The sequence below is a fragment of the Pseudomonas sp. 14P_5.3_Bac1 genome (genome assembly GCF_025466135.1).
In the GTDB taxonomy this organism is placed as follows: domain Bacteria; phylum Pseudomonadota; class Gammaproteobacteria; order Pseudomonadales; family Pseudomonadaceae; genus Aquipseudomonas.
This window is the reverse complement of the sequence record NZ_JANLOF010000062.1, coordinates 40,142-60,032: the sequence shown is the minus strand read 5'-3', so window position 1 is coordinate 60,032 and position 19,891 is coordinate 40,142. Positions and strand designations below refer to the sequence as shown.

Annotated in this window: 19 protein-coding genes; 11 read left to right on the top strand and 8 right to left on the bottom strand. The window is 61.8% G+C overall.

What is annotated here, in order from left to right:
- Positions 1–34: 34 nt before the first annotated feature.
- The 4 genes from NTD89_RS17020 (at position 35) to NTD89_RS17005 (ending at position 3,485) form a co-directional block, all read left to right on the top strand.
- Complete coding sequence (locus NTD89_RS17020) at positions 35–646, top strand: LemA family protein (protein WP_106577060.1); 612 nt, start codon at positions 35–37, stop codon at positions 644–646.
- Between the two features lie 18 nt (positions 647–664).
- Complete coding sequence (locus tag NTD89_RS17015; RefSeq protein ID WP_262208733.1) at positions 665–1,396, top strand: TPM domain-containing protein; 732 nt, start codon at positions 665–667, stop codon at positions 1,394–1,396.
- A 31-nt stretch (positions 1,397–1,427) separates the two neighbouring features.
- Complete coding sequence (locus NTD89_RS17010; protein WP_262208731.1) at positions 1,428–2,045, top strand: TPM domain-containing protein; 618 nt, start codon at positions 1,428–1,430, stop codon at positions 2,043–2,045.
- A 222-nt stretch (positions 2,046–2,267) separates the two neighbouring features.
- Positions 2,268–3,485 (top strand): class I SAM-dependent methyltransferase, encoded by a 1,218-nt coding sequence (locus tag NTD89_RS17005; protein ID WP_262208730.1) that lies wholly within the window; start codon positions 2,268–2,270, stop codon positions 3,483–3,485.
- A 147-nt stretch (positions 3,486–3,632) separates the two neighbouring features.
- On the opposite strand, the gene NTD89_RS17000 is transcribed toward NTD89_RS17005, so the two are convergent.
- From NTD89_RS17000 to NTD89_RS16975, 6 genes are all read right to left on the bottom strand, one after another.
- Positions 3,633–4,532 carry a DMT family transporter gene (locus NTD89_RS17000; protein ID WP_145162815.1) on the bottom strand — a complete coding sequence of 300 codons (900 nt, stop codon included), beginning with the start codon at positions 4,530–4,532 and terminating at the stop codon, positions 3,633–3,635.
- 264 nt (positions 4,533–4,796) lie between these two features.
- On the bottom strand, positions 4,797–7,355 hold the full coding sequence (locus tag NTD89_RS16995) for a TonB-dependent receptor (protein WP_262208728.1): 2,559 nt from the start codon (positions 7,353–7,355) through the stop codon (positions 4,797–4,799).
- A gap of 128 nt (positions 7,356–7,483) precedes the next feature.
- Positions 7,484–8,452 carry a FecR family protein gene (locus NTD89_RS16990; RefSeq protein ID WP_262208726.1) on the bottom strand — a complete coding sequence of 323 codons (969 nt, stop codon included), beginning with the start codon at positions 8,450–8,452 and terminating at the stop codon, positions 7,484–7,486.
- A complete protein-coding gene (locus NTD89_RS16985; RefSeq protein ID WP_262208724.1) occupies positions 8,449–8,988 on the bottom strand; it encodes an RNA polymerase sigma factor in 540 nt (179 codons plus the stop codon). Before NTD89_RS16985 ends, NTD89_RS16990 begins: the two co-directional genes overlap by 4 nt.
- Before the next feature lie 181 nt (positions 8,989–9,169).
- Positions 9,170–10,042, bottom strand: coding sequence for a dihydrodipicolinate synthase family protein (locus tag NTD89_RS16980; RefSeq protein ID WP_262208723.1), 873 nt, complete (start codon positions 10,040–10,042; stop codon positions 9,170–9,172).
- A gap of 27 nt (positions 10,043–10,069) precedes the next feature.
- A complete protein-coding gene (locus NTD89_RS16975; protein WP_145162823.1) occupies positions 10,070–10,852 on the bottom strand; it encodes an aldolase in 783 nt (260 codons plus the stop codon).
- Positions 10,853–11,012: 160 nt separating this feature from the next.
- On the opposite strand from NTD89_RS16975, the gene NTD89_RS16970 reads away from it, so the two are divergent.
- Positions 11,013–11,540 carry a helix-turn-helix domain-containing protein gene (locus NTD89_RS16970; protein WP_242194137.1) on the top strand — a complete coding sequence of 176 codons (528 nt, stop codon included), beginning with the start codon at positions 11,013–11,015 and terminating at the stop codon, positions 11,538–11,540.
- 141 nt (positions 11,541–11,681) lie between these two features.
- Here the strand turns inward: NTD89_RS16970 and NTD89_RS16965 are convergent, their stop codons facing one another.
- Entirely contained in the window at positions 11,682–12,698 is a 1,017-nt protein-coding gene (locus NTD89_RS16965) for a DUF4917 family protein (protein ID WP_262208718.1), read from the bottom strand.
- A gap of 123 nt (positions 12,699–12,821) precedes the next feature.
- Here NTD89_RS16965 and yiaY point away from each other — a divergent pair, with 123 nt between their 5' ends.
- The 6 genes from yiaY (at position 12,822) to NTD89_RS16935 (ending at position 19,389) form a co-directional block, all read left to right on the top strand.
- Positions 12,822–13,970 carry an L-threonine dehydrogenase gene (yiaY, locus tag NTD89_RS16960; RefSeq protein WP_262208717.1) on the top strand — a complete coding sequence of 383 codons (1,149 nt, stop codon included), beginning with the start codon at positions 12,822–12,824 and terminating at the stop codon, positions 13,968–13,970.
- A gap of 92 nt (positions 13,971–14,062) precedes the next feature.
- Positions 14,063–14,737, top strand: a complete 675-nt coding sequence (locus tag NTD89_RS16955) for an NAD(P)H-binding protein (RefSeq protein WP_145162831.1) — start codon at positions 14,063–14,065, stop codon at positions 14,735–14,737.
- The gene (locus tag NTD89_RS16950) at positions 14,737–15,648 is read left to right on the top strand and encodes a LysR family transcriptional regulator (RefSeq protein ID WP_262208714.1); all 912 of its coding nucleotides are present in this window, start codon (positions 14,737–14,739) and stop codon (positions 15,646–15,648) included. The genes NTD89_RS16955 and NTD89_RS16950 overlap by 1 nt, the downstream gene beginning before the upstream one ends.
- Positions 15,649–15,866: 218 nt before the next feature.
- Entirely contained in the window at positions 15,867–17,060 is a 1,194-nt protein-coding gene (locus NTD89_RS16945; RefSeq protein WP_262208713.1) for a CaiB/BaiF CoA transferase family protein, read from the top strand.
- Positions 17,057–17,998, top strand: coding sequence for a hydroxymethylglutaryl-CoA lyase (locus tag NTD89_RS16940; RefSeq protein WP_262208712.1), 942 nt, complete (start codon positions 17,057–17,059; stop codon positions 17,996–17,998). The genes NTD89_RS16945 and NTD89_RS16940 overlap by 4 nt, the downstream gene beginning before the upstream one ends.
- Positions 17,999–18,057: 59 nt before the next feature.
- Positions 18,058–19,389: an MFS transporter gene (locus NTD89_RS16935; RefSeq protein ID WP_145162839.1), complete on the top strand. Its 1,332-nt coding sequence runs from the start codon at positions 18,058–18,060 to the stop codon at positions 19,387–19,389.
- Here NTD89_RS16935 and NTD89_RS16930 read toward each other — a convergent pair whose 3' ends face one another.
- Positions 19,390–19,878, bottom strand: coding sequence for a DMT family transporter (locus NTD89_RS16930; RefSeq protein WP_262208711.1), 489 nt, complete (start codon positions 19,876–19,878; stop codon positions 19,390–19,392).
- Positions 19,879–19,891: the final 13 nt, after the last annotated feature.

Here is a 19,891-nt window from a genome sequence, read left to right as displayed (position 1 = left end):
TCATCTTCCATCAAGTTTGGGCAGGAGAAACACCATGCAAGCAGCACAAGGTTACCGCTGGGGCTTGAAAGCCGCCGCTTTGCTATTGATCAGCACTGTGCTGAGCGGTTGCGGCATCAACACCATTCCGACTCTGGATGAACAGGCCAAGGCGGCCTGGGGCCAGGTGCAGAACCAGTACCAGCGCCGCGCCGACCTGATCCCCAACCTGGTGGAAGTGGTCAAGGGCTACGCAGCCCATGAGCAAGATACCCTCACCGCCGTGATCGAAGCGCGGGCCAAGGCCACCTCGATTCAGGTGGATGCCAGCACCCTCGACAATCCGGAAAAACTCAAGCAGTTCCAGCAAGCCCAGGATGGTTTGAGCGGCGCCCTCAGCCGTTTGATGGTGGTGTCCGAGCGCTACCCGGACCTGAAAGCCAACCAGAACTTCCTGGCCCTGCAATCGCAACTTGAAGGCACAGAAAACCGCATTGCCGTGGCTCGCCGTGACTTTATCCAGGCCGTGCAGGCTTACAACACCGAAATCCGTACCTTCCCTGGCCGCCTGTGGCACAGCGTGATGTACAGCGACTTGCCGATCCGCGCCACGTTTGAAGCCACCAGCGCCGATGCCGATAAAGCGCCGCAAGTGAAGTTCAAATAAGGCTTCTCTGAGGTGTCGATGCGTTTATTACGGATAGGCTTGGCGCTGTGGTTGCTGGCCTGCGTGGGTGCCGCCCAGGCGGCATTGACGTTCCCGGCCTTGACCGGACGGGTGGTGGACAGCGCCCAGATGATCGACCCGGCAACCCGCGCGCAGATCACCCAGCAGTTGCAGACGCTGGAGCAAACCTCGGGCGACCAGATCGTGGTGGTCACCGTGCCCGACCTGCAAGGCGTGCCCATTGAAGACTACGGTTACCAATTGGGTCGCCAGTGGGGCATCGGGCAGAAGGGCAAGGACAATGGCGCGCTGTTGATCGTCGCCCGTGATGAGCACAAGTTGCGCATCGAAGTCGGCTATGGCCTTGAAGGTGTGCTGACCGATGCGCAGTCGTGGGTGATCATCAACCAGGTGATCGCGCCCAAGTTCAAGGCCGGCAATTACAGCCAGGGCATCAGCGACGGTGTTGCGGCGATGGTACAGGTGGTGGGCGGCGAGCCGCTGGCCGTGCCGGCGCATGTGGCGGATGCAAATTTCGCCAAGGATAATCCGGGGTTTTCCGTCGGCTTGTTCATCCTGTTGATCGGTGTGTTGTGGCTGTGCAATCGGCTGGGCCTGCCCGTTGGCGCTATCCTGCTGGCGATTCTCAGCAGCAGTGGGCGCGGCGGCGGTGGCGGGGGCGGCGGCGGTGGTGGCTTCAGAGGCGGCGGCGGTGGTTTTGGCGGTGGCGGGGCCTCGGGTGGCTGGTAATGACAATAACTAGAAAGGGGCATCTACAACCATGGCACTACTGAGTGAACACGAGCAACGCCAGGTCGCTGAGGCGATCGCTCGGGTCGAAAAAACCACCGATGCCGAACTGGTCACCGTGCTGGCGGCCCGTGCCGATGATTACGCCTATATCCCGCTGCTCTGGGCCAGTCTGATCGCCCTGGTGGTGCCTGGCATCGTGCATTACCTGTCGGGCTACCTGACCATGTACACCTTGCTGCTGGCACAGTGGGCGACGTTTATCGTGTTGTGCCTGGTGTTTCGCCTGCCGAAAGTCACCACGCGTCTGATCCCGCGTTCAGTGCGGCATTGGCGCGCGTCGAACCTGGCGCGCCGCCAGTTTCTGGAGCAGAACCTGCACCACACGCTGGGCGGCACTGGGGTGCTGATTTTTGTCAGCGAGGCGGAGCGCTATGTGGAAATCCTGGTGGACGAGGGCATTTCCAAACGCCTGGATGACAGCAGTTGGGACGCCATCGTCAAGGCGTTCACTCAGCAAGTGAAACAGGGGCAGACATTGACCGGGTTTATTGCGTGCATCGAGGCCTGCGGCGAGTTGCTCAAGGTGCATGTGCCGGTGACGCAAACCCGTAATGAACTGCCCAACCGCCTGGTCGTACTCGAATAACCCAAACTCCACTGGAGCAAAAATGTGGGAGGGGGCTTGCCCCCGATTGCGGTGTATCAGCTCCAAATGAGTTGCTTGACACACTGCCATCGGGGGCAAGCCCCCTCCCACATTTGGATTTGTGCAGGCTGGACGAATCGACCGTTGATCAAATAACTCCGTGCCCTGATGGGCTATCCCCCCTAAAATGCCCGGCATTCCCAGCCCGAGGCGTTTTTGTTCATGTCCGTCACCGCTCAACCTGCCCGCCCTGCGCCGGATCATCACGCCCAGTTCATCGAACTGCTGAGCGCAAGCCTGGCGCAGAATGCGTTTATCAAGCTGGTGCTGGCCAAGTACGTGGGTGAAGAAGCCGAATTGCAACGGCTGATCATCAAGCCGGTAGAGGTCAAGGAGCAGGCCTGCCTGTCCTTCGTCTACCGCTACAAGACCCGCGATATCACCAAGAACTTGCCGCTGGCCGAGGGCGTGGCAGCGATTGCTGCGCTGCTGCCTTCCTCGTTCAAGAATGCGCATTTGCTGGCGCTGACCGACGAAGCCCAGCTGGAATACAGCAAGAAGAACAAAAGCTCGCTGTTCAAAAGCAAGCCCCAGCAACTGCGTGAGGCGCCGTCCGCCGAGCACAACCGCGAGAAAAATCGCTTCCTTGACCTGAGCCGGCCATTCCTCGCCGACCTGGGCGTGACCGACGCCAAGCAGGCGCTGATCCCGTCGATGTCGCGCAAGTGGAAACAGATCAACAAGTTCATCGAAGTGTTCAGCCATGCGCTGACCTCGTCGCCGCTGAAACTGGACCAGCCGGTGCGCGTCGCCGATTTCGGTTCGGGCAAGGGTTACCTGACCTTCGCCATCCACGATTACCTGCGCAACACCCTCAAGGCCGAGGGCGAAGTGACTGGCGTGGAACTGCGCGAAGACATGGTGACGTTGTGCAACAGCGCGGCCGCACGCCTGGAACACCCGGGGCTGGTGTTCAAGTGCGGTGACGTGCGCAGCGTGGCGCCGAGCGACCTGGACGTGATGATTGCGCTGCATGCCTGTGACATTGCCACCGATTACGCTATCCACACCGGTATTCGTTCGGGCGCGTCGATCATCATGTGCTCGCCGTGCTGCCACAAACAGATTCGCCTGCAGATCCAGAGCCCGGTGCTGCTCAAGCCGATGCTGCAATACGGCCTGCACCTGGGCCAACAGGCGGAAATGGTCACCGACAGCCTGCGTGCGCTGTACCTCGAGGCCTGCGGTTATGAGACCAAGGTGTTCGAGTTCATCTCGTTGGAACACACCAACAAGAACAAGATGATCCTGGCGATCAAGCGCAGCGAGCCGGTGGACAACGCGCAGTTGCTGGAGAAAATCCAGGCGCTGAAGGCGTTCTACCAGATCAGCGAACACTGCCTGGAAACCCTGCTGCGCGCGGATGGGTTCTTGAACTGAACACAGAGCTCCTGTGGGAGTGAGCTTGTGTGGGAGCCGGGCTTGCCCGCGATGGCGTCACCTCGGTTTTCTGATAGACCGAGTTGTCTGCATCGCAGGCAAGCCAGCTCCCACACAAGCCAGCTCCCACACACGCGTGCCTTCAGATTAGATTGCGTTCACCTTGGCGGCAGGCGCTGGCTGCACCGCCGTCTTGCGCCCCAGCATCACCGTCACGATCACCCCGCAGGCAAACAGCCAGGTGATCGGCTCGATATGCTCACCAAAAAACAACGCTGAAAACGCGATGGTGAAGAAGATCTGCAGCAACTGGATCTGGCTGACCCGCGCAATGCCGCCCATGGCCAACCCGGCGTACCAGGCGAAGAACCCCAGGAACTGCGAGAACAGCGACACGTAACCAAACGCCCACCAGGCACGCGTGGAAATCGCCCCTTGATGCTGCGCCGCCAGGTACCACACCGGGCCGATCAACACCGGCGTCGACAGCACCAGCGCCCAGCAGATCACCTGCCAGCCGCCCATTTCCTTGGCCAGGCGGCCACCTTCGGCATACCCCAGGCCGCCTACGGCAATCGCGCCGAGCATCAGCAAATCACCGGCCTGGACACTGCCGGCACCGGTGATCAACGCGTAACTCAACACCAATGCACTGCCCAGCGCCGCACAGGCCCAGAAGGCTTTTGACGGCCGCTCATGGGACAGCCACGCCGCATACAGCGCCACGCACAGCGGCTGCAGGCCGTTGACCAGCGCGCCATGGGAGGCTGGCAAGGTTTGCATGGCCCAGGCCGAGAGCACCGGAAAACCGAGGATCACGCCAGCTATCACCAGGCACAGCCCGCGCACCTGGCGCCAGGTGGGCCAGCGCTCGCGGCGCCACAGCAACAGCGCCGCCGCCGGAATCGCCGCGAACAAGGCGCGGCCCAGGCCGTTGAGCAACGGATGGACTTCCTGCACGACGATGCGGGTGAACGGCAAGGTGAGGCTGAAGATGATGACGCCCAGCAGGCCGAGGGCCATGCCGGTGTTTTCGCGCGAACTCATGATGGGGACCCGAATCGAGAGGGCTTCAAGGGAAGCCCATCTAGCCACAACCCTCGCCGATTGCTGGCCTACAGCTGGGTGCGGATTTATCCGTACAGTTGCAAACGCTCGGGTTGGCAGTGCCGCCGCCTTCGCCGCCTCGACAGCGCCCACCGAAGATCGCGAGCAAATGGAGATCCATGTGGGAGCTGTCGAGCTTTAGCGAGGCTGCGAAGGGCTCGCCTCGGTCGTGCAGACTAACCCAGACCCCCGCAGCGCCTAACCTTAGAAGAACCGCGTAATGCTGATCTTCGCATCGCGCCCTTTGGTGTAGGCACGGTCGCCACTCAGGGCCGGGCGGAAGTCGTTGTTGAGCAGGTTGTCCACGGTGACATTCACCTCGGTGCCTTTCAGGTAAGCCTGTTGCGGTTTCCATTTGGCGAACAGTCCCTGGGTGTTGTAGGCCTTGTTACCGTACTGGTCGTAGAACAGGTCGCCCACGCTGCTGCCCGGCCCGCCGGAATATGTGTCGCTGGGCAAGCGGCCGGTGGCGCCGATGAACTGGCCTATCCAGCCTACCTGGGCATCCCAGGCGGGAATATTGGTGCCCAGCACCAGCACCCATTTAGTCGGTGGAATGTCACGTGCCGCCACATCCGGCCCCCATGGGTTGGTGTAGGCGCCTTGGTGATCACCTTTGGCGTAGGCGAACGACACCGAGCCGAACAAGTAGGTGGAGTTATAGAACGATTCGAGTTCAAAGCCCTTGATGGTCAGGCCGCCGATGTTGCGGTAATTGGGCATCGCCCCGGCCGGGCAGGCGCTGGAAATCGTGCCGCCGTTGACGGCCTGGTTCTGGCAGCCGACGCCGGTGGCCTTGAAGATTTCGTCTTCGACTTTGTTGTGGAACAGCGTGGTGCGCACTTGCAGGTTGTCGTCGTGGGCGATCAGGTTATCGAAGCTGACGACGCTGCCCACGGTGATCGACGTGATGCGCTCCGGGTCGAGGTCGACGCTGGTGGCAGTGCGGCTGCCCAGGCCTTGCACTTCATACTGCTCGTCGATGACCGGCGCGCGCCAGGTTTTGCTCCAGTTGGCGAACAACCCCAGGTTCGGGGTGACGTTCCAGAACAACGCCAGGCGTGGCGACCAGCCGGTGTAGGTGCGGTCGCTGTAATCGTGGCCGAACGACGGGTCCGGGTTGTTGTAGTACGGCGCATCGTTGCCTTCGCCGCGGTTGCGCACGTGGTCGTAGCGCAGGGACGGGGTGATGGTTACATCGCCCACGGTCACCGCATCCTGGACAAACAAGCTCTGGGTATCGACCTTGCCGTGGGGCATGAAACCCGGCTGGAAATGCCCGTAGTTGTAGCGCGCCGTGTTGTAGGTGGTGCCCGGCATCCACATCTCGGTTTCGCGGATGTGCTTGCGGATCTGCCCACCCACGGTGACCGCATGCTGCAAGGGCCCGGTGTCAAACAGGCTGACGTTGCGGATGTCGAGGTTTTTGTCGGTGTAGGACGTGTCCATCTTGCGCCCGCCGGTGGCCAGCTGGAAAAACGCCGTGGCGTCGCGCTCGTCGGTCTGGTCGGTGTTGGACTGGGAATATTTGACGGTCAGGTCCACCAGCGGGTTGTCCACGGGCTGGTATTCATACTTGCCCGACCAGGTGGTGTCGACGGTGTCACGTTGGGCTAAAAAACGCTTCAACGCCCCTTCGTAGCCGTAGCGATCGATATTGGCCTGGGTCGGCGGCGTCGGGTAGCTGGCAGCAGAAAACGGTGTCCAGCGATTGCTGTGGGAACGCGAGTAGGAAAGCCCGACGCTGTGCTCTTCGGTCAAGTGGGCGTTGACCTTGAACAACTTGCCGTCCACATCCTGGGCGCTGTTGGGCAGGCGCTGCGGGTTGACCGGGTATTCGTTGTTGTCGTTGGGCAGCTTGGCGGCCACTTTCATGTCGCCGCCGTCGCGCTGAGTCAGGTAGGCCAGCGCGTCGAAACGGCCGTCGTCGGTGCGGCCATACACGGCACCGCTGTAAACCTGTTCGTGGTCGTTGCTGGAGTAGCCGTACTTGAGCATCGCGCCGCTGTTGCGACCGTCCTGAAGCAGGTCCGGGGCATCTTTGGTGGTCATGTTGACCGTGCCGCCAAAGCCGCCGTTGCCGGTGAACGGTGAGTTGGGGCCTTTCTCCACCTCGATGCTCTTGATCAGCTCGGGCTCGATAAACACCGTGCCTTGCTGGTAGCGCTCAAAGCCGCTTTTGGTGGCACCGTCGACGGTCAACGGCACATCTTCGGCATCGCCGAAACCACGGATGTTAATGGTCTGGCCACCGGGTTTGAGCGAACCGCCCTGGCTCACGCCGGGCAAGGTCTGCAACAGGCTGGGGATGTTATTGGACTGGTAGCGGTCGATGTCGGCCTGGCTGAGGGTGGAGCGGTTGACGGTGCTTGAGTCGACTTCGGTACCGGTGCCAATCACGCTGAGGGCGTCCAGCTGGATCGCGCTGCTCTGGGTGGTCTTGCCCTCGTCGGGGCGGACCACGTAGGTGGTGCCGACCTTGATCAGGGTGAACTCGCCGTTTTTGAGCAGGCTGCGAATCGCCACGTCGGGGGTGAAGTCGCCATTGAGCGCCGGCGCCTGCACGTTCTTGAGCAGTGTTTCATCGAACAGCAGCTGGATTTTCGCCTGCTGCGCCACTTGGCTCAGGGACGTGGCCAGCGACTGGGCGGGCAGTTGCAGCTTGAAGGATTCGGCCTGGGCATTGAGGCTGAACGCCAGGCAGGTGGCAATCAGCGTCGGTCGAACAAACAGGTGCGAAGCGTGGCAAGGCGCGCGAAACATGAAATCCCCCGGGGTGGCCAAATAGCCAAAAAGGTGTGCGTATCAAACACAGTCGGGAGGAAGACGGGGCAGGCCAAAAAAACCACACATGCGAATGCAAAATATTCTCAAGTGTGGCTATACCAGTCTTACTTGATGGGTTCGATTCTCACCACGCCATCGGCCGAGGCCACGGTTTTCACCGGCAGCAGGGCAGGCAGTGCGTTGAGCAGGGCGTCCGGGTCATTCACATCCAGATTGCCCGAGACCTTCAGGTGTGCCACTGATTTGCTGACCTGCAGCGGTGCCTGCGGCCGATAGAGGCTCAGCTCGTCGATCAGGCTGGCGAGGTCGCGGTTGCGAAACGACAGGTGCCCGCTGCGCCAGTCCGCCACTTCTTCAGCGCTCAGGGTTTGTTGTTGCACTGTGCCCTTGGCGTAGCTGTAGATAGCGCGTTGTTGAGCGCCGAGCACGCTCACCGGGCTTTTGCTGTCGGGCTCGAACGCCACCTGGCCATGGGCGACGCTGACCACCAGCTGCTGCTGGCTGCGCCGCACATCGAAACCGGTGCCGACCACCCGCACATTCGCCTCGCCGGCTTGCACGTACAGCGGCCGTTCCTTGTCGGCGGCGACGTCGATGTAGAGCTGGCCCTTGTCCAGGTGAAGGATGCGTTGGTGGGCGCTGAAATCCACGCGCAGGCGTGTGTTGGCATTCACGTACAGGGTGCTGCCATCGGGCAGGTTCAGGGTGCGCATGCCTTTGGCATGCGCGGCAACCTGGCTGTGATAAAGCTCGCGCGGTGCGCCGATAGGTGTGGCCAGCACGGCGCACACCAGCGCGGCCGCCACCGCCAGGGCAGGGCGCCAGAGCGACGGCTTGCGCTTGGGCAACGGCACCGGTTTGTTCAATTGCTGCAACTGGGCGAGGTCGGCCCACAGTTGCTCGAACTCAGCATAGGCACGCGCATGGGCGGGTTCGGCCTGCCAGGCAGCAAAGGCCCTGCGGTCGGCGCGCCCCATGTGACTGCGGTTGCGGGCAAACCAGCTGGCGGCTTGGGCATCGATGGAGTCGCTCGCTTCGATGTCCAGCGCGTCAAGGTCGCTCAGGCGGTTCATTCTGGCTGCTCCGTGCCGGGTTCGTGTTGAAGGCGTCGCTTGCAATGCAGCAGCGCCAAGGCGATGTGCTTTTCCACCATGCTGGTCGAAATGCCCATGCGCTCGGCGATCTGCGCCTGGCTCAGGCCTTCGAAGCGGTGCAGCATAAGGGCTTCTCGCCTGCGGGGCGAGAGCTCGGCGAGGACTTCTTTCAACTGTTCCAGGCGTTGCAAGCGTTGCGCGGCGGCCATGGGGTCGTTTTGCTCGTCGGTGACCGGCTCGGCGTCCCTTGAGGCCGGGTCTGAGTGGACGCTCTGCCGTACCTTCTGTTTACGCCAGTGATCGCGCAGCAAATTGCGCGCCATCTGGAACAGAAACGCCCGTGGCTGCTCGACCTTGGCGCGGTCGCGGTAGTCCAGCCATTGGGTGAAGACATCCTGGGTCATGTCCGCCGCGTCGCTGGCGTTGTCCGTGCGTTTGCGCAGGAAATACAGAATGTCTGCATAAAACCCGCGAAAGGCATCGGCCGACAACGGGTCGGGCTTGGGACGAGACATGGATATCCTTCTTGACGAAGCACGACGTAGAAAAGCCGCGAATGATATCGAGAACTATTGTCATTTGTCTCTAAGTAACCGATGCACTCAGTCAAAATGTGGGAGCTGGCTTGCCTGCGATAGCGGTGGTGAAGTCACCCTCGCTATCGCAGGCAAGCCAGCTCCCACAGGGACCACGGTTCTAGCGCAACAATGTCTTCAACTGCTCGATCCCCGCTTCACTCAGCGGGAACACCGGCAAGCGTGGATCACCCGCCTCCAACCCGGTCAACCGCAGCCCAGCCTTGATCGTCGCCGGCAAACCGCCTTTGAGGATGAATTCCAGCAGCGGCAACTGGCGATAGAACAATTCCCGCGCCAGTGTCAGGTCATTGGCCAGCACCGCGTTATACAACTCCAGGTTGAGCTTCGGGATCAGGTTCGGCGCCGCCGTGCACCAACCCTTGGCGCCTGCCGCAAACGCTTCCAGGGCCAGCGGGTTGCAGCCGTTGTAAAACGGCACGTCACTGTGACGACGCAACTGGTGCATGCGCTGAATATCGCCGGTGCTTTCCTTGACCATGGTCACGTTCGCCACCTGCTTGACGATGCGCAGGATCAAGTCCACCGACATGTCCGTGCCGCTGGTGGCCGGGTTGTTGTAGAGCATGATCGGCACGCCGATGCTGTCGCCAATCGCGGCGTAGTGAGCAACGATTTCCGCTTCGCTGAGCTTCCAGTACGAGGCCGGCAGCACCATCACCACATCGGCGCCATTGGCTTCGGCGTAACGCGCGCGACGCACGGCTTTGGCGGTGGTCAGGTCGGACACGCTGACGACCGTCGGTACGCGTCTGGCGATTTTTGCCAGGCTGTAGGCGCTGACCTCATCCCACTCCGCATCGCTCAAATACGCGCCTTCGCCGGTGCTGCCCAACGGCGCGATGGCGTGCACGCCGTTGTCGATCAACCGGTCGATGGAGCGGCCGAGGGCGTCGAGGTCAATGCGCTGGCCGTCGGCGCTGAACGGGGTGATGGTGTAACCGATGATGCCGTGAAGAGTGGGGTTGGACATAAAGAGTCTCCGCTTGAAAAAGGGCAATCAGTTCAGGCAATCGGCGTGTTGTCGCAGGTTCTGCCGGGCGTAGTAGTTGAACGCGGCGCCGTGGCGCTTGGGCTTGGAGATCCAGTCATGCGCTTCGCGGCCAAGTTCCGGCAGGATCGGCTTAATCGTGCCTGCCGCCATCGCCAGCAGTTGCAACTTGGCCGCACGCTCGATCAACTGCGCGATCACGCAGGCTTCCTCGATACTCGCCCCGGTGGACAGCTGGCCGTGGTGCGAGAGCAAAATCGCACGCTTGTCGCCCAACGCAGCGGTGATGATCTCGCCTTCCTCATTGCCCACCGGCACACCCGGCCAGGCCTCCAAAAATGCGCAGTCTTCGTACAGCGGGCAGAGGTCCATGTGCGACACCTGCAGGGGCACTTCGAGCATCGACAGTGCGGCGATATGCGTGGGGTGCGTATGGATGATGCAGTTCACATCCGGCCGCCCACGGTACACCCAGGTGTGAAAACGGTTGGCCGGGTTGGGAATGCCGTGGCCTTCCAAAACCTCCAGGTCCTCATTGACCAGCAGCAAATTGCTGGCGGTTATCTCGTCAAAACCCAGGCCCAATTGCTGCGTGTAATAGGTGCCAGGCGTTGGCCCGCGGGCGGTGATCTGCCCAGCCAGACCAGAGTCGTGGCCGTGCTCGAACAGGATGCGGCACGTGAGCGCCAGCTTTTGCCGGTCGGTCCACGTATTATCCGCCAGGGTGTTTTGCATCTGCATCAGTGCTTGCTTGACCAGTTGGTCTTTGGGGAGTGCTAATGTCTTGGCCATATCGGTGTCCCTTGGGTGGTTCAATGGACGTCGGGTTTGCTGCTCTCCCGCTGCTCGCAAGGTCGTTGGGTGAACGCAAATGACACTAAAGATGCTATATGACACTTTGTGTCATTAGCAAGCGCAGCCTTGGCTTTTCTGCATGGATTAAACGCAGCACATGTCTATCCGTTTGAAATTATTGAGAAAAAAACTTGGCGTGACCCTTGAAGCCCTGGCCGAAAAATCCGGGATGACCAAGAGTTACCTGTCCAAGGTTGAGCGCGGGCTCAACACGCCGTCGATCGCCGCCGCGTTGAAGCTGGCCAAGGCGCTGAACGTAAAGGTCGAAGAGCTGTTCAGCGAAGACAGCGTCAGCCTCGACAGCTACAGCCTGGTGCGCAGCCACGAGCGGCCCGACACCGCGCCAGGTTATGCGGTGCTGGCCCATCAGGTGAGCGAGCGCAGCTTGCTGCCGTTCATCATCTACCCGCCGGCGCAGTTCACTGACAAGACCTTCAAGGAGCATGTTGGGGAGGAGTTTTTGTTCGTGCATGAAGGCCAGGTAGAAGTGGATTTCATGAGCGAACGGGTGATTCTGGCGCGCGGCGATGCGCTGCATTTCAATGCGCAAAAGCCCCACCGGATTCGCTCGGTGGGAGAGGTGCAGGCGCAGTTGTTGGTGGTGGTGCACAGTTCGGAAGAGTAAGTGCAATCGCTATTTGAAATGCGATCAATGTGGGAGCTGGCTTGCCTGCGAAAGCGGTGTATCAGTGACAAATATGCAAGCTGACCCACCGTTATCGCAGGCAAGCCAGCTCCCATATTTTGATCTTCTTTGTTCGGGGGATCAGCGCTCGACCGGCACCGAGAGCGCCGAATTACCCAACGGATGGGTGCGCGCCGCAAAAAACTTCAACTCCACACCGCTGCCCTCAAACAACTCTGAATACCGGCGCTTCTGCTGGCGGATAAACCCATCGCTGCGCCCCGACACCGAAATCGCCAGGGTCGTGATCCTGGCCTGGCAAAGCGCATCCACCAAGTGCTTATCCTGCGGCCCCAGGTCGTGGCCGAAAATGCACAGCGCGCCCGTATGGGTCAGCAACTGCTCATAACAGAACGACAAATAGTCCGAACTGCGGATGGTCTTGAGCTTCTCTTCCACCTTGCCTTCGCTGACAAACAGCGGCACGTCGTCCAGGGTCTTGATCGTGTTGTTGATCGCAAAACTGCTCAGCAACGTGCTGTCGGTGGACGGCAATTTGCGCGCCGTACCGTCGAGGTTGCGCACCAGGTGCAGGCCGCCGTGCAGGTACAGAATGCGCGTGGCGTCGGTGCGGGTGTTGCGCAGGTCGAAGCTTGAGTCGGCGCTGCGAAACAGGTCATCGATGCCCGGCGTGTGCAGGATGGCCCAGTAGTTGAGCAGGTCGTAGTTGCTGGTGAAGACGGTGGCGTAGTTGGCCAGTTCCGCGTTGATCGTCGCCAGCGTGGACGGCTGCACCAGGCGCCACGGAATATGCACGGCGTGGATGGTATTGATCAGCGCTTCCTTGATCGCGTAGTAGCGATTACGCGGCGCCGCCGAGCTGACCGCCAGCGCCTTGTTGACCCGGCTGGTGGTTTTCAGTGCGCCCAGCGCTTGCTCGAAGCTGCGGGTTTGCAGGGCGTCAAACACACTCAGCTCGGATTGGCTGAGGGGTTTTTCTTCGACGGTGCGGGCGTTTTCAAACAGCGAGTCGTAGGCAAAGTCTTCCCAAATCACCCGGCTCGCGCCGTTGCCGATCAGAATCCCACTGAAGTCGACAGCGCTGCGCAGCGCGCTCCAGTCTTCAAGGTGGGCGTCAATATCCTGGAAATCCTTCATTGCGGCGGGTCTACTCGAAATCGGCTGGGTGGTGACTTTATCACGAGCTGGCGTTGATCCTGATCAAGATGCCGCGGCCAACTCAGGTGGATCCTGTAGGCATAACGCCTCTGAGGATTTGCCATGAGCAGCACCTTCTTCATTCCCGCCGTCAACATCATGGGCACCGACTGCCTCGACGAAGCCATGACTGCCATCCGCAATTACGGCTTTCGCAAAGCGCTGATCGTCACCGACACGGGCCTGGCCAAAGCGGGCGTGGCCAGCATGATCGCCGAGAAGCTGGCGATGCAGGACATCGAATCGGTGATCTACGATGGCGCCAAGCCCAACCCCAATGTGGAAAACGTCGAGAAAGGCCTGGCGCTGTTGCAGCACGGCCACTGCGATTTCGTGGTCTCCCTGGGCGGCGGTTCGCCCCATGACTGCGCCAAGGGCATCGCCTTGTGCGCCACCAATGGCGGGCATATCGGCGACTACGAAGGCGTTGATCAATCCAGCAAGCCGCAACTGCCGCTGGTGGCCATCAACACCACCGCCGGTACTGCCAGTGAGATGACGCGTTTTTGCATCATTACCGACGAAACCCGCCACGTGAAGATGGCCATCGTCGATCGCAACGTCACGCCGCTGCTGTCGGTCAACGATCCGACGCTGATGGTCGGCATGCCCAAGGGCCTGACCGCCGCCACCGGCATGGACGCGTTGACCCACGCCATCGAGGCCTACGTGTCGACCGCCGCCACACCGATCACCGACGCCTGTGCGATCAAGGCAATCGAACTGATCAGCGCCAACCTGCGCCTGGCGGTACGCGACGGCAGCGACAAGGTCGCGCGGGAAAACATGGCCTACGCGCAATTCCTCGCCGGGATGGCGTTCAACAATGCGTCCCTGGGGTTTGTGCACGCCATGGCCCACCAACTTGGCGGCCTTTACGACCTGCCCCATGGCGTGTGCAACGCGGTGTTGCTGCCCCACGTACAAAGCTTCAACGCCAGCGTCTGCGCCAAGCGCTTGAGCGACGTGGCGCGCGCCTTGGGTGCCGACATCAAGGGCATCACGCCCGAAGAGGGCGCCCAGGCCGCCATTGCCGCCATCCGTGCGTTGGCCCAGGAGGTTGAAATCCCGGCCGGCTTGCGCGAGCTGGGGGCCAAGCTGCAAGACATTCCGCTGCTGGCCACCAATGCGTTGAAGGACGCCTGTGGGCTGACCAACCCGCGGCGCGCCGATCAGCGCCAGATCGAGGAGATTTTCCGCAGCGCGTTCTAAAGAGGGCGGTCGCACGCGGCAAGCGATAAGCTACAGGCTCAACTGCATTCAACTTGAGCACGAAGCTTGCGGCTTGCCGCTGAGGTCCCCCCATGAGAGTTCTGTTATTCGGCGCCACCGGCATGGTCGGCCAAGGCGTGCTGCGCGAGTGCCTGCTGGCCGCAGATGTGCAGGAAGTCGTCGCCGTTGGCCGCACCCCCTTGACCCAGGAACACGGCAAGCTGCATCAGGTGCTGCACAGCGACATGCTGGATTTCCAGCCGCTGGAAAACTTGCTGCAGGGGTTTGATGCGTGCTTCTTCTGCCTCGGCGTTTCGTCGGCGGGCATGAATGAAACCAGGTACACCCACCTCACCTATGACCTGACCCTGGTCGCGGCCAGTACCCTGGCGCGGCTCAACCCACAGATGACCTTTATCTACGTGTCCGGCGCCGGCACCGACAGCTCCGAAGCGGGCAAGTCGATGTGGGCGCGGGTCAAGGGCAAAACCGAAAACGCCTTGCTGCGCTTGCCGTTCAAGGCGGTGTACCTGTTTCGGCCGGGGGTGATCCAGCCGCTGCATGGCGTGCGCTCGAAAACGCCGTTGTACCAATCCTTTTATTCCGTGCTCGGGCCGCTGCTCACGTTTGTGCGTCGGCTCAAACCCGCCTGGGTAGTGAGCACCGAGACCGTCGGCCAGGCCATGTTGGCGGCCGTGCGCCATGGCGCGCCAAACGCGGTGGTGGAGCAGGCCGAGATCAATCGCCTGGCCGCCGAGCGCAGCTGATGTTGCACAAGAGCCTGGTGCGTCGCCTGGATCTGATCACCTTGCAGCTGTTCGTTGCGGTGTTTGAAGAGGGCACATTGACTCGCGCGGCAGCCCGTGAAGCCATCGCAGTGTCGGCCGCGAGCAAGCGGCTGATGGAGCTGGAACAGGTGCTGGGCGTCAGCCTGTTCGTGCGCCGGGCCAAGGGCATGGACCTGACGGCAGCGGGCGAAACCCTGTTGCACCATGCGCGGCAGATGCTGTTCAACGTCGAAAAAATGGGCCTGGAACTGGGCGAGCACAGCCATGGCGTGCGCGGATATGTGCGCATGCTGGCCAATCTGTCGGCGATCATTCAGTTTCTGCCGGAAGACTTGCGGGACTTTTGCGCGCTGCACCCCGAGGTGAAAACCGACCTGGAAGAACGCCCCAGCAATGGCGTGGTACAGGGCGTGCTGGACGGCGTGGCCGACCTTGGGATCTGTTCCAGCGACGCTGACACCAAAGGCCTGCCCAGCGTGACCTATCGCCACGACAAACTGGTGGTGCTGATGCCGGCGGCGCATCCGTTGGCCGCACGCGAAACCCTGGCGTTCGACGAAACACTCGACAGTGATTACGTTGGCCTGCATGCCGCCAGCTCGATCAATATGCGCACCCACGCGGCCGCGCGCGAGGCTGGCAAGATGCTGCGCCTGCGCATCCACGTGCCAGGGTTTGATGCGATGTGCCGGATGGTTCAGGCGAACATGGGCATCGGGATCCTGCCGCAAAAAGCTTACGAGCTGTTCGGCCGCGCGTTGGGGTTGCACGCGGTGCCGCTCACGGATGCCTGGTCGGATCGCAGTTTGATTGTGGTGATACGTGACCAGGCGCAGCTGTCGCCAGTGAGTCGCCTGTTGTTTGAATACCTGCGCGGGACGCAAGCGTAATTCAGACACGCACGGCCTCATCGCGAGCAAGCCCGGCTGCCACAGGGAAACCCGCTCATCTGTGGGAGCCGGGCTTGCCCGCGAGAGCGATCTGATGGGCGCCGACAGGGCGTAACCGTTCGCAATTCACGAACGCTGCTTGCCAACTGACGGTTGGATTTCTCCCACGGCTGTCCTCTAGCCTTGGCCTCACATTCCAAGAATAAGAGGCACACCCCATGACGGCTCCATTGAGCGGTATCAAGGTGATTGAGATCGGCACCCTGATTGCCGCGCCGTTCGCCGCCCGGCTGATGGCCGAGTTTGGCGCCGAGGTGATCAAGATCGAAGCCCTGGGTCAGGGCGATCCGCTTCGTAAATGGCGAAAGCTGCACGAAGGCACTTCGCTGTGGTGGTACCTGCAATCGCGCAACAAGAAATCCCTGGCGTTGGACCTCAAGTCACCGGAAGGCCTGGGTGTGATCAAGCAATTGCTCGGCGACGCCGACGTGCTGATCGAAAACCTGCGCCCCGGTGGCCTGGAAAAACTCGGCCTGGGCTGGGACGTGTTGCACGCCCTCAACCCCAAGCTGACCCTGGTGCGCATCTCTGGCTACGGCCAGACCGGCCCCTACCGCGACCGCCCGGGCTTCGGGGCCATCGGCGAGGCCATGGGCGGCATCCGCTACACCACCGGCAACCCGGACTCGCCACCGGCGCGGGTGGGCGTGAGCCTGGGCGATTCCCTCGCGTCACTGCACGGTGTGATCGGCGCGCTGATGTCGCTGCTGCGGGTCAAGACCGGGCAGGGCGACGGGCAGATTGTCGATGTGTCGCTGGCCGAAAGCGTGTTCAACCTGATGGAAAGCCTGGTGCCTGAATACGACATGCTCGGCCACGTGCGCGAGCGCAGCGGCGGCGCCTTGCCCGGCATCGCGCCGTCCAATACCTACCTGACCGCCGACGGTGCCTATGTGGTGATCGCCGGTAACAGTGACCCGATCTACAAGCGTTTGATGACCACCATCGGCCGCGCCGACCTGGCCGACGCGCCGGAGTTCGCCCATAACGATGGCCGCGCGGCGAAAAGTGGCTTGCTCGACGCGGCGATCACCCACTGGACCAGCAGCTTGCCCATCGACCAGGTGCTCAGCGCCCTGGAGGCTGCCGAGGTGCCGGCCGGGCGCATCTATTCGGTGGCCGATATCGTCAGCGACCCGCATTACCAGGCGCGCGACATGCTGCTCAATGCCGAACTGCCTGGTGGCGTGTCGGTAAAAATGCCCGGCATCGTGCCCAAGCTGTCCGAAACCCCCGGCGCGGTGAACTGGCAAGGCCCGACCCTGGGCCAGCACACCGACGACATCCTCGGCAGCCTCGGCCTGACCGATACCGATATCCAACGCCTGAAAACCTCGGGAGTGGTGCAATGATCACCGAGTATTGCGACCCGCTGATCGTGCAGGAAGTGTCCCCGCGCGATGGCCTGCAGATCGAGCCGACCTGGGTCGAGACCGCCGACAAAATCGCGTTGATCGACCAGCTGTCGCTGGCCGGGTTTTCGCGGATCGAAGCCGGTTCATTTGTCTCGCCCAAGGCCATTCCCGCGTTGCGTGATGGCGAGCAGGTGTTCCAAGGCATCGCGCGCAAGCCCGGGGTGATTTATGTGGCGTTGATCCCCAACCTCAAGGGCGCTCAGCGCGCCATCGAGTCCGGCGCCGATGAGTTGAACCTGGTGATGTCCGCCAGCCAGACCCACAACCTGGCAAATATGCGCATGCGTTGCGAGGCCTCGTTGGCGGCCTTTGAAGACATCGTCAGCTTTGCCGCCGACTACCCGGTACGCCTCAACGGCAGCATCGCCACCACCTTCGGTTGCCCGTTCGAAGGCAAGATTGATGAAGACCGCGTGCTGCAAATCGTCGATGCCTATCGCGCGTTGGGCATCCAGGGCATCACCCTGGCCGACACCACCGGCATGGCCAACCCGCGCCAAGTTGAGCGACTGGTCAAACGGGTATTGCAGCATGTGCCAGCCAGCGATCTGACCCTGCATTTTCACAACACCCGCGGCCTGGGCTTGTGCAATGTGCTGGCGGCCTACGAAGCGGGGGCGCGCCGATTTGATGCGGCCTTGGGCGGCCTCGGCGGTTGCCCGTTTGCGCCGGGGGCGTCGGGCAATATCTGCACCGAAGACCTGGTCAACCTGTGCGAGGAGGTTGGGATTACTACCGGGATCGACCTGCCGCACCTGTTGCACATGTCCCGCCGACTGCCGGCGCTGCTTGGCCATGAGCTGCCCGGCCAGGTGGCCAAGGCCGGGCGCAACGGCGACCTGCATCCGCCGCCCGCTTACATCGCCACGCTGTAACACCGCACCAGACAACAAAAACAATCGGGCGCCGTTGAGCAGCCCGCTGGAGAGAAAGCATGAGCACTAATACGTTAGAGGCCGGCGCGCGCCCGGCCGCCGAGATCGATGCTGAAAAAGCCCTGGTCAGCAAGGTCGCCTGGCGCCTGATGCCGCTGATCATGGTGTGCTACCTGTTCGCGTTTTTTGACCGCATCAACATCAGCTTCGCCAAGTTCCAACTGCAAACCGACCTGAGCCTGAGCGACACCGCTTACGGCCTGGGTGCCGGGCTGTTTGTGGTCGGCTATGTGATCTTCGAAGTGCCGAGCAACATGATGCTGTACAAGGTCGGCGCGCGGCGCTGGATCGCGCGGATCATGATGTCGTGGGGCCTGGCCACGGCGGCCATGGTGTTTGTCACCGCCGAGTGGCAGTTCTACGGCCTGCGTTTCATCATCGGCGCCATGGAGGCTGGCTTCGCGCCGGGCGTGCTGTATTACCTGACCTTGTGGTTCCCGCAACACTTTCGTGGGCGCATCACCTCGCTGCTGTTCCTGGCTTCGGCCTTCGCGGGGTTGGTCGGCGCGCCGTTCTCGGGGCTGGTGTTGGAACATCTGGACGGCGTGTTGCAGATGCGCGGCTGGCACTGGTTGTTTCTGCTCGGCGGCTTGCCCTGCATCGGCCTGGGCTTTCTGGTGCTGACATTGCTCAAAGACCGTATCGAAGACGCGCAGTGGCTGACGCCTGCAGAGAAGACCTTGCTGTCGAGCAAAATCGCCAGGCATGAGCCGAATCAGCACGGGGGGTCGCTGCTGTCAGCGATCCGCATTCCAGGCTTCTTGATGCTCGGCTTTATCTACTTCCTGATCCAAGTCGCGTCCTACGGGCTCAACTTCTGGGCACCGCAGTTGATCCGCAGCGCCGGCACCCAGAGCCCGGTGATGATCGGCCTGCTCACCGCGATTCCCTATGTGTGCGGCGCGATCAGTATGGTGGTGATCGGGCGGCTGTCGGACGCCACCGGCGAGCGGCGCAAGTTTGTCTGTGGCCTGGTGGTGTTGGGGGCGATAGGTTTTTTCAGCGCCGGGATTTTTGCCGACCACACCACGTTCCTGATCATCGCCCTGGGCATGCTGGGCGCGGGCATCATCGCCTCGATCCCGACCTTCTGGACCTTGCCGCCCAAACTGCTGGCGGGCGCGGGAGCCGGTGCGGCCGGCGGCATCGCGGTGATCAACACCCTCGGTCAGTTCGGCGGCATCGTCAGCCCGGTGATGGTGGGGCGGATCAAGGACCTCACCGGCAGCACCACCCCGGCGCTGTATGTGATCGGCATGTGCGCCCTGTTGGCCGCGGCATTGTTGTTGTGGGGCTTGCCACACAAGCTGCGTACGCTCGACAAGGCCTGATCAGCCTGTCGCTGCCAACGCTCGGGCGGGCGTGCTGCTGAACTGAATCAACACCACGCCGCCAATCAACAACAGCGCCCCCAACACGCGGGGCGTTGTCAGTTGGCGCTCCACCAGACCGAATAGCCCGAAGTGATCGAGCAACAGTGAGGCAAGAATCTGCCCGGCCATGGCCAAGGCAATGAACCCCGACGCGCCGAGCTTGGGCAATAGCATCAGCGCCAGGGAAATAAAGCACACGCCAAAGGCACCCCCGGCCCACATCCATAACGGCGCTTGAGTGATGAACGCGAGGCTCGGCAGCGGTAAGCGCAGCGCTAGAATGACCGGCAGCAGCACGATAATACTCACCAACAGTGACGCCAGCGTGGCCCACAACGGGTGACCGAGCCCGCGCACGAGGTTGGCGTTGATCGCACTTTGAAACGGCACCACGGCCCCGGCGATCACCGCCAGCGCCAGCAAACCCAGCCAATGCAACGTCGTCATTTCGAATCTCCCA

Excerpts from the sequence above, each read along its gene's own strand:
- NTD89_RS17020 (WP_106577060.1), top strand. The coding sequence starts at position 35 with ATGCAAGCAGCACAAGGTTACCGCTGGGGCTTGAAAGCCGCCGCTTTG.
- NTD89_RS17015 (WP_262208733.1), top strand. The coding sequence starts at position 665 with ATGCGTTTATTACGGATAGGCTTGGCGCTGTGGTTGCTGGCCTGCGTG.
- NTD89_RS17010 (WP_262208731.1), top strand. The coding sequence starts at position 1,428 with ATGGCACTACTGAGTGAACACGAGCAACGCCAGGTCGCTGAGGCGATC.
- NTD89_RS17005 (WP_262208730.1), top strand. The coding sequence starts at position 2,268 with ATGTCCGTCACCGCTCAACCTGCCCGCCCTGCGCCGGATCATCACGCC.
- NTD89_RS17000 (WP_145162815.1), bottom strand. The coding sequence starts at position 4,532 with ATGAGTTCGCGCGAAAACACCGGCATGGCCCTCGGCCTGCTGGGCGTC.
- NTD89_RS16995 (WP_262208728.1), bottom strand. The coding sequence starts at position 7,355 with ATGTTTCGCGCGCCTTGCCACGCTTCGCACCTGTTTGTTCGACCGACG.
- NTD89_RS16990 (WP_262208726.1), bottom strand. The coding sequence starts at position 8,452 with ATGAACCGCCTGAGCGACCTTGACGCGCTGGACATCGAAGCGAGCGAC.
- NTD89_RS16985 (WP_262208724.1), bottom strand. The coding sequence starts at position 8,988 with ATGTCTCGTCCCAAGCCCGACCCGTTGTCGGCCGATGCCTTTCGCGGG.
- NTD89_RS16980 (WP_262208723.1), bottom strand. The coding sequence starts at position 10,042 with ATGTCCAACCCCACTCTTCACGGCATCATCGGTTACACCATCACCCCG.
- NTD89_RS16975 (WP_145162823.1), bottom strand. The coding sequence starts at position 10,852 with ATGGCCAAGACATTAGCACTCCCCAAAGACCAACTGGTCAAGCAAGCA.
- NTD89_RS16970 (WP_242194137.1), top strand. The coding sequence starts at position 11,013 with ATGTCTATCCGTTTGAAATTATTGAGAAAAAAACTTGGCGTGACCCTT.
- NTD89_RS16965 (WP_262208718.1), bottom strand. The coding sequence starts at position 12,698 with ATGAAGGATTTCCAGGATATTGACGCCCACCTTGAAGACTGGAGCGCG.
- yiaY (WP_262208717.1), top strand. The coding sequence starts at position 12,822 with ATGAGCAGCACCTTCTTCATTCCCGCCGTCAACATCATGGGCACCGAC.
- NTD89_RS16955 (WP_145162831.1), top strand. The coding sequence starts at position 14,063 with ATGAGAGTTCTGTTATTCGGCGCCACCGGCATGGTCGGCCAAGGCGTG.
- NTD89_RS16950 (WP_262208714.1), top strand. The coding sequence starts at position 14,737 with ATGTTGCACAAGAGCCTGGTGCGTCGCCTGGATCTGATCACCTTGCAG.
- NTD89_RS16945 (WP_262208713.1), top strand. The coding sequence starts at position 15,867 with ATGACGGCTCCATTGAGCGGTATCAAGGTGATTGAGATCGGCACCCTG.
- NTD89_RS16940 (WP_262208712.1), top strand. The coding sequence starts at position 17,057 with ATGATCACCGAGTATTGCGACCCGCTGATCGTGCAGGAAGTGTCCCCG.
- NTD89_RS16935 (WP_145162839.1), top strand. The coding sequence starts at position 18,058 with ATGAGCACTAATACGTTAGAGGCCGGCGCGCGCCCGGCCGCCGAGATC.
- NTD89_RS16930 (WP_262208711.1), bottom strand. The coding sequence starts at position 19,878 with ATGACGACGTTGCATTGGCTGGGTTTGCTGGCGCTGGCGGTGATCGCC.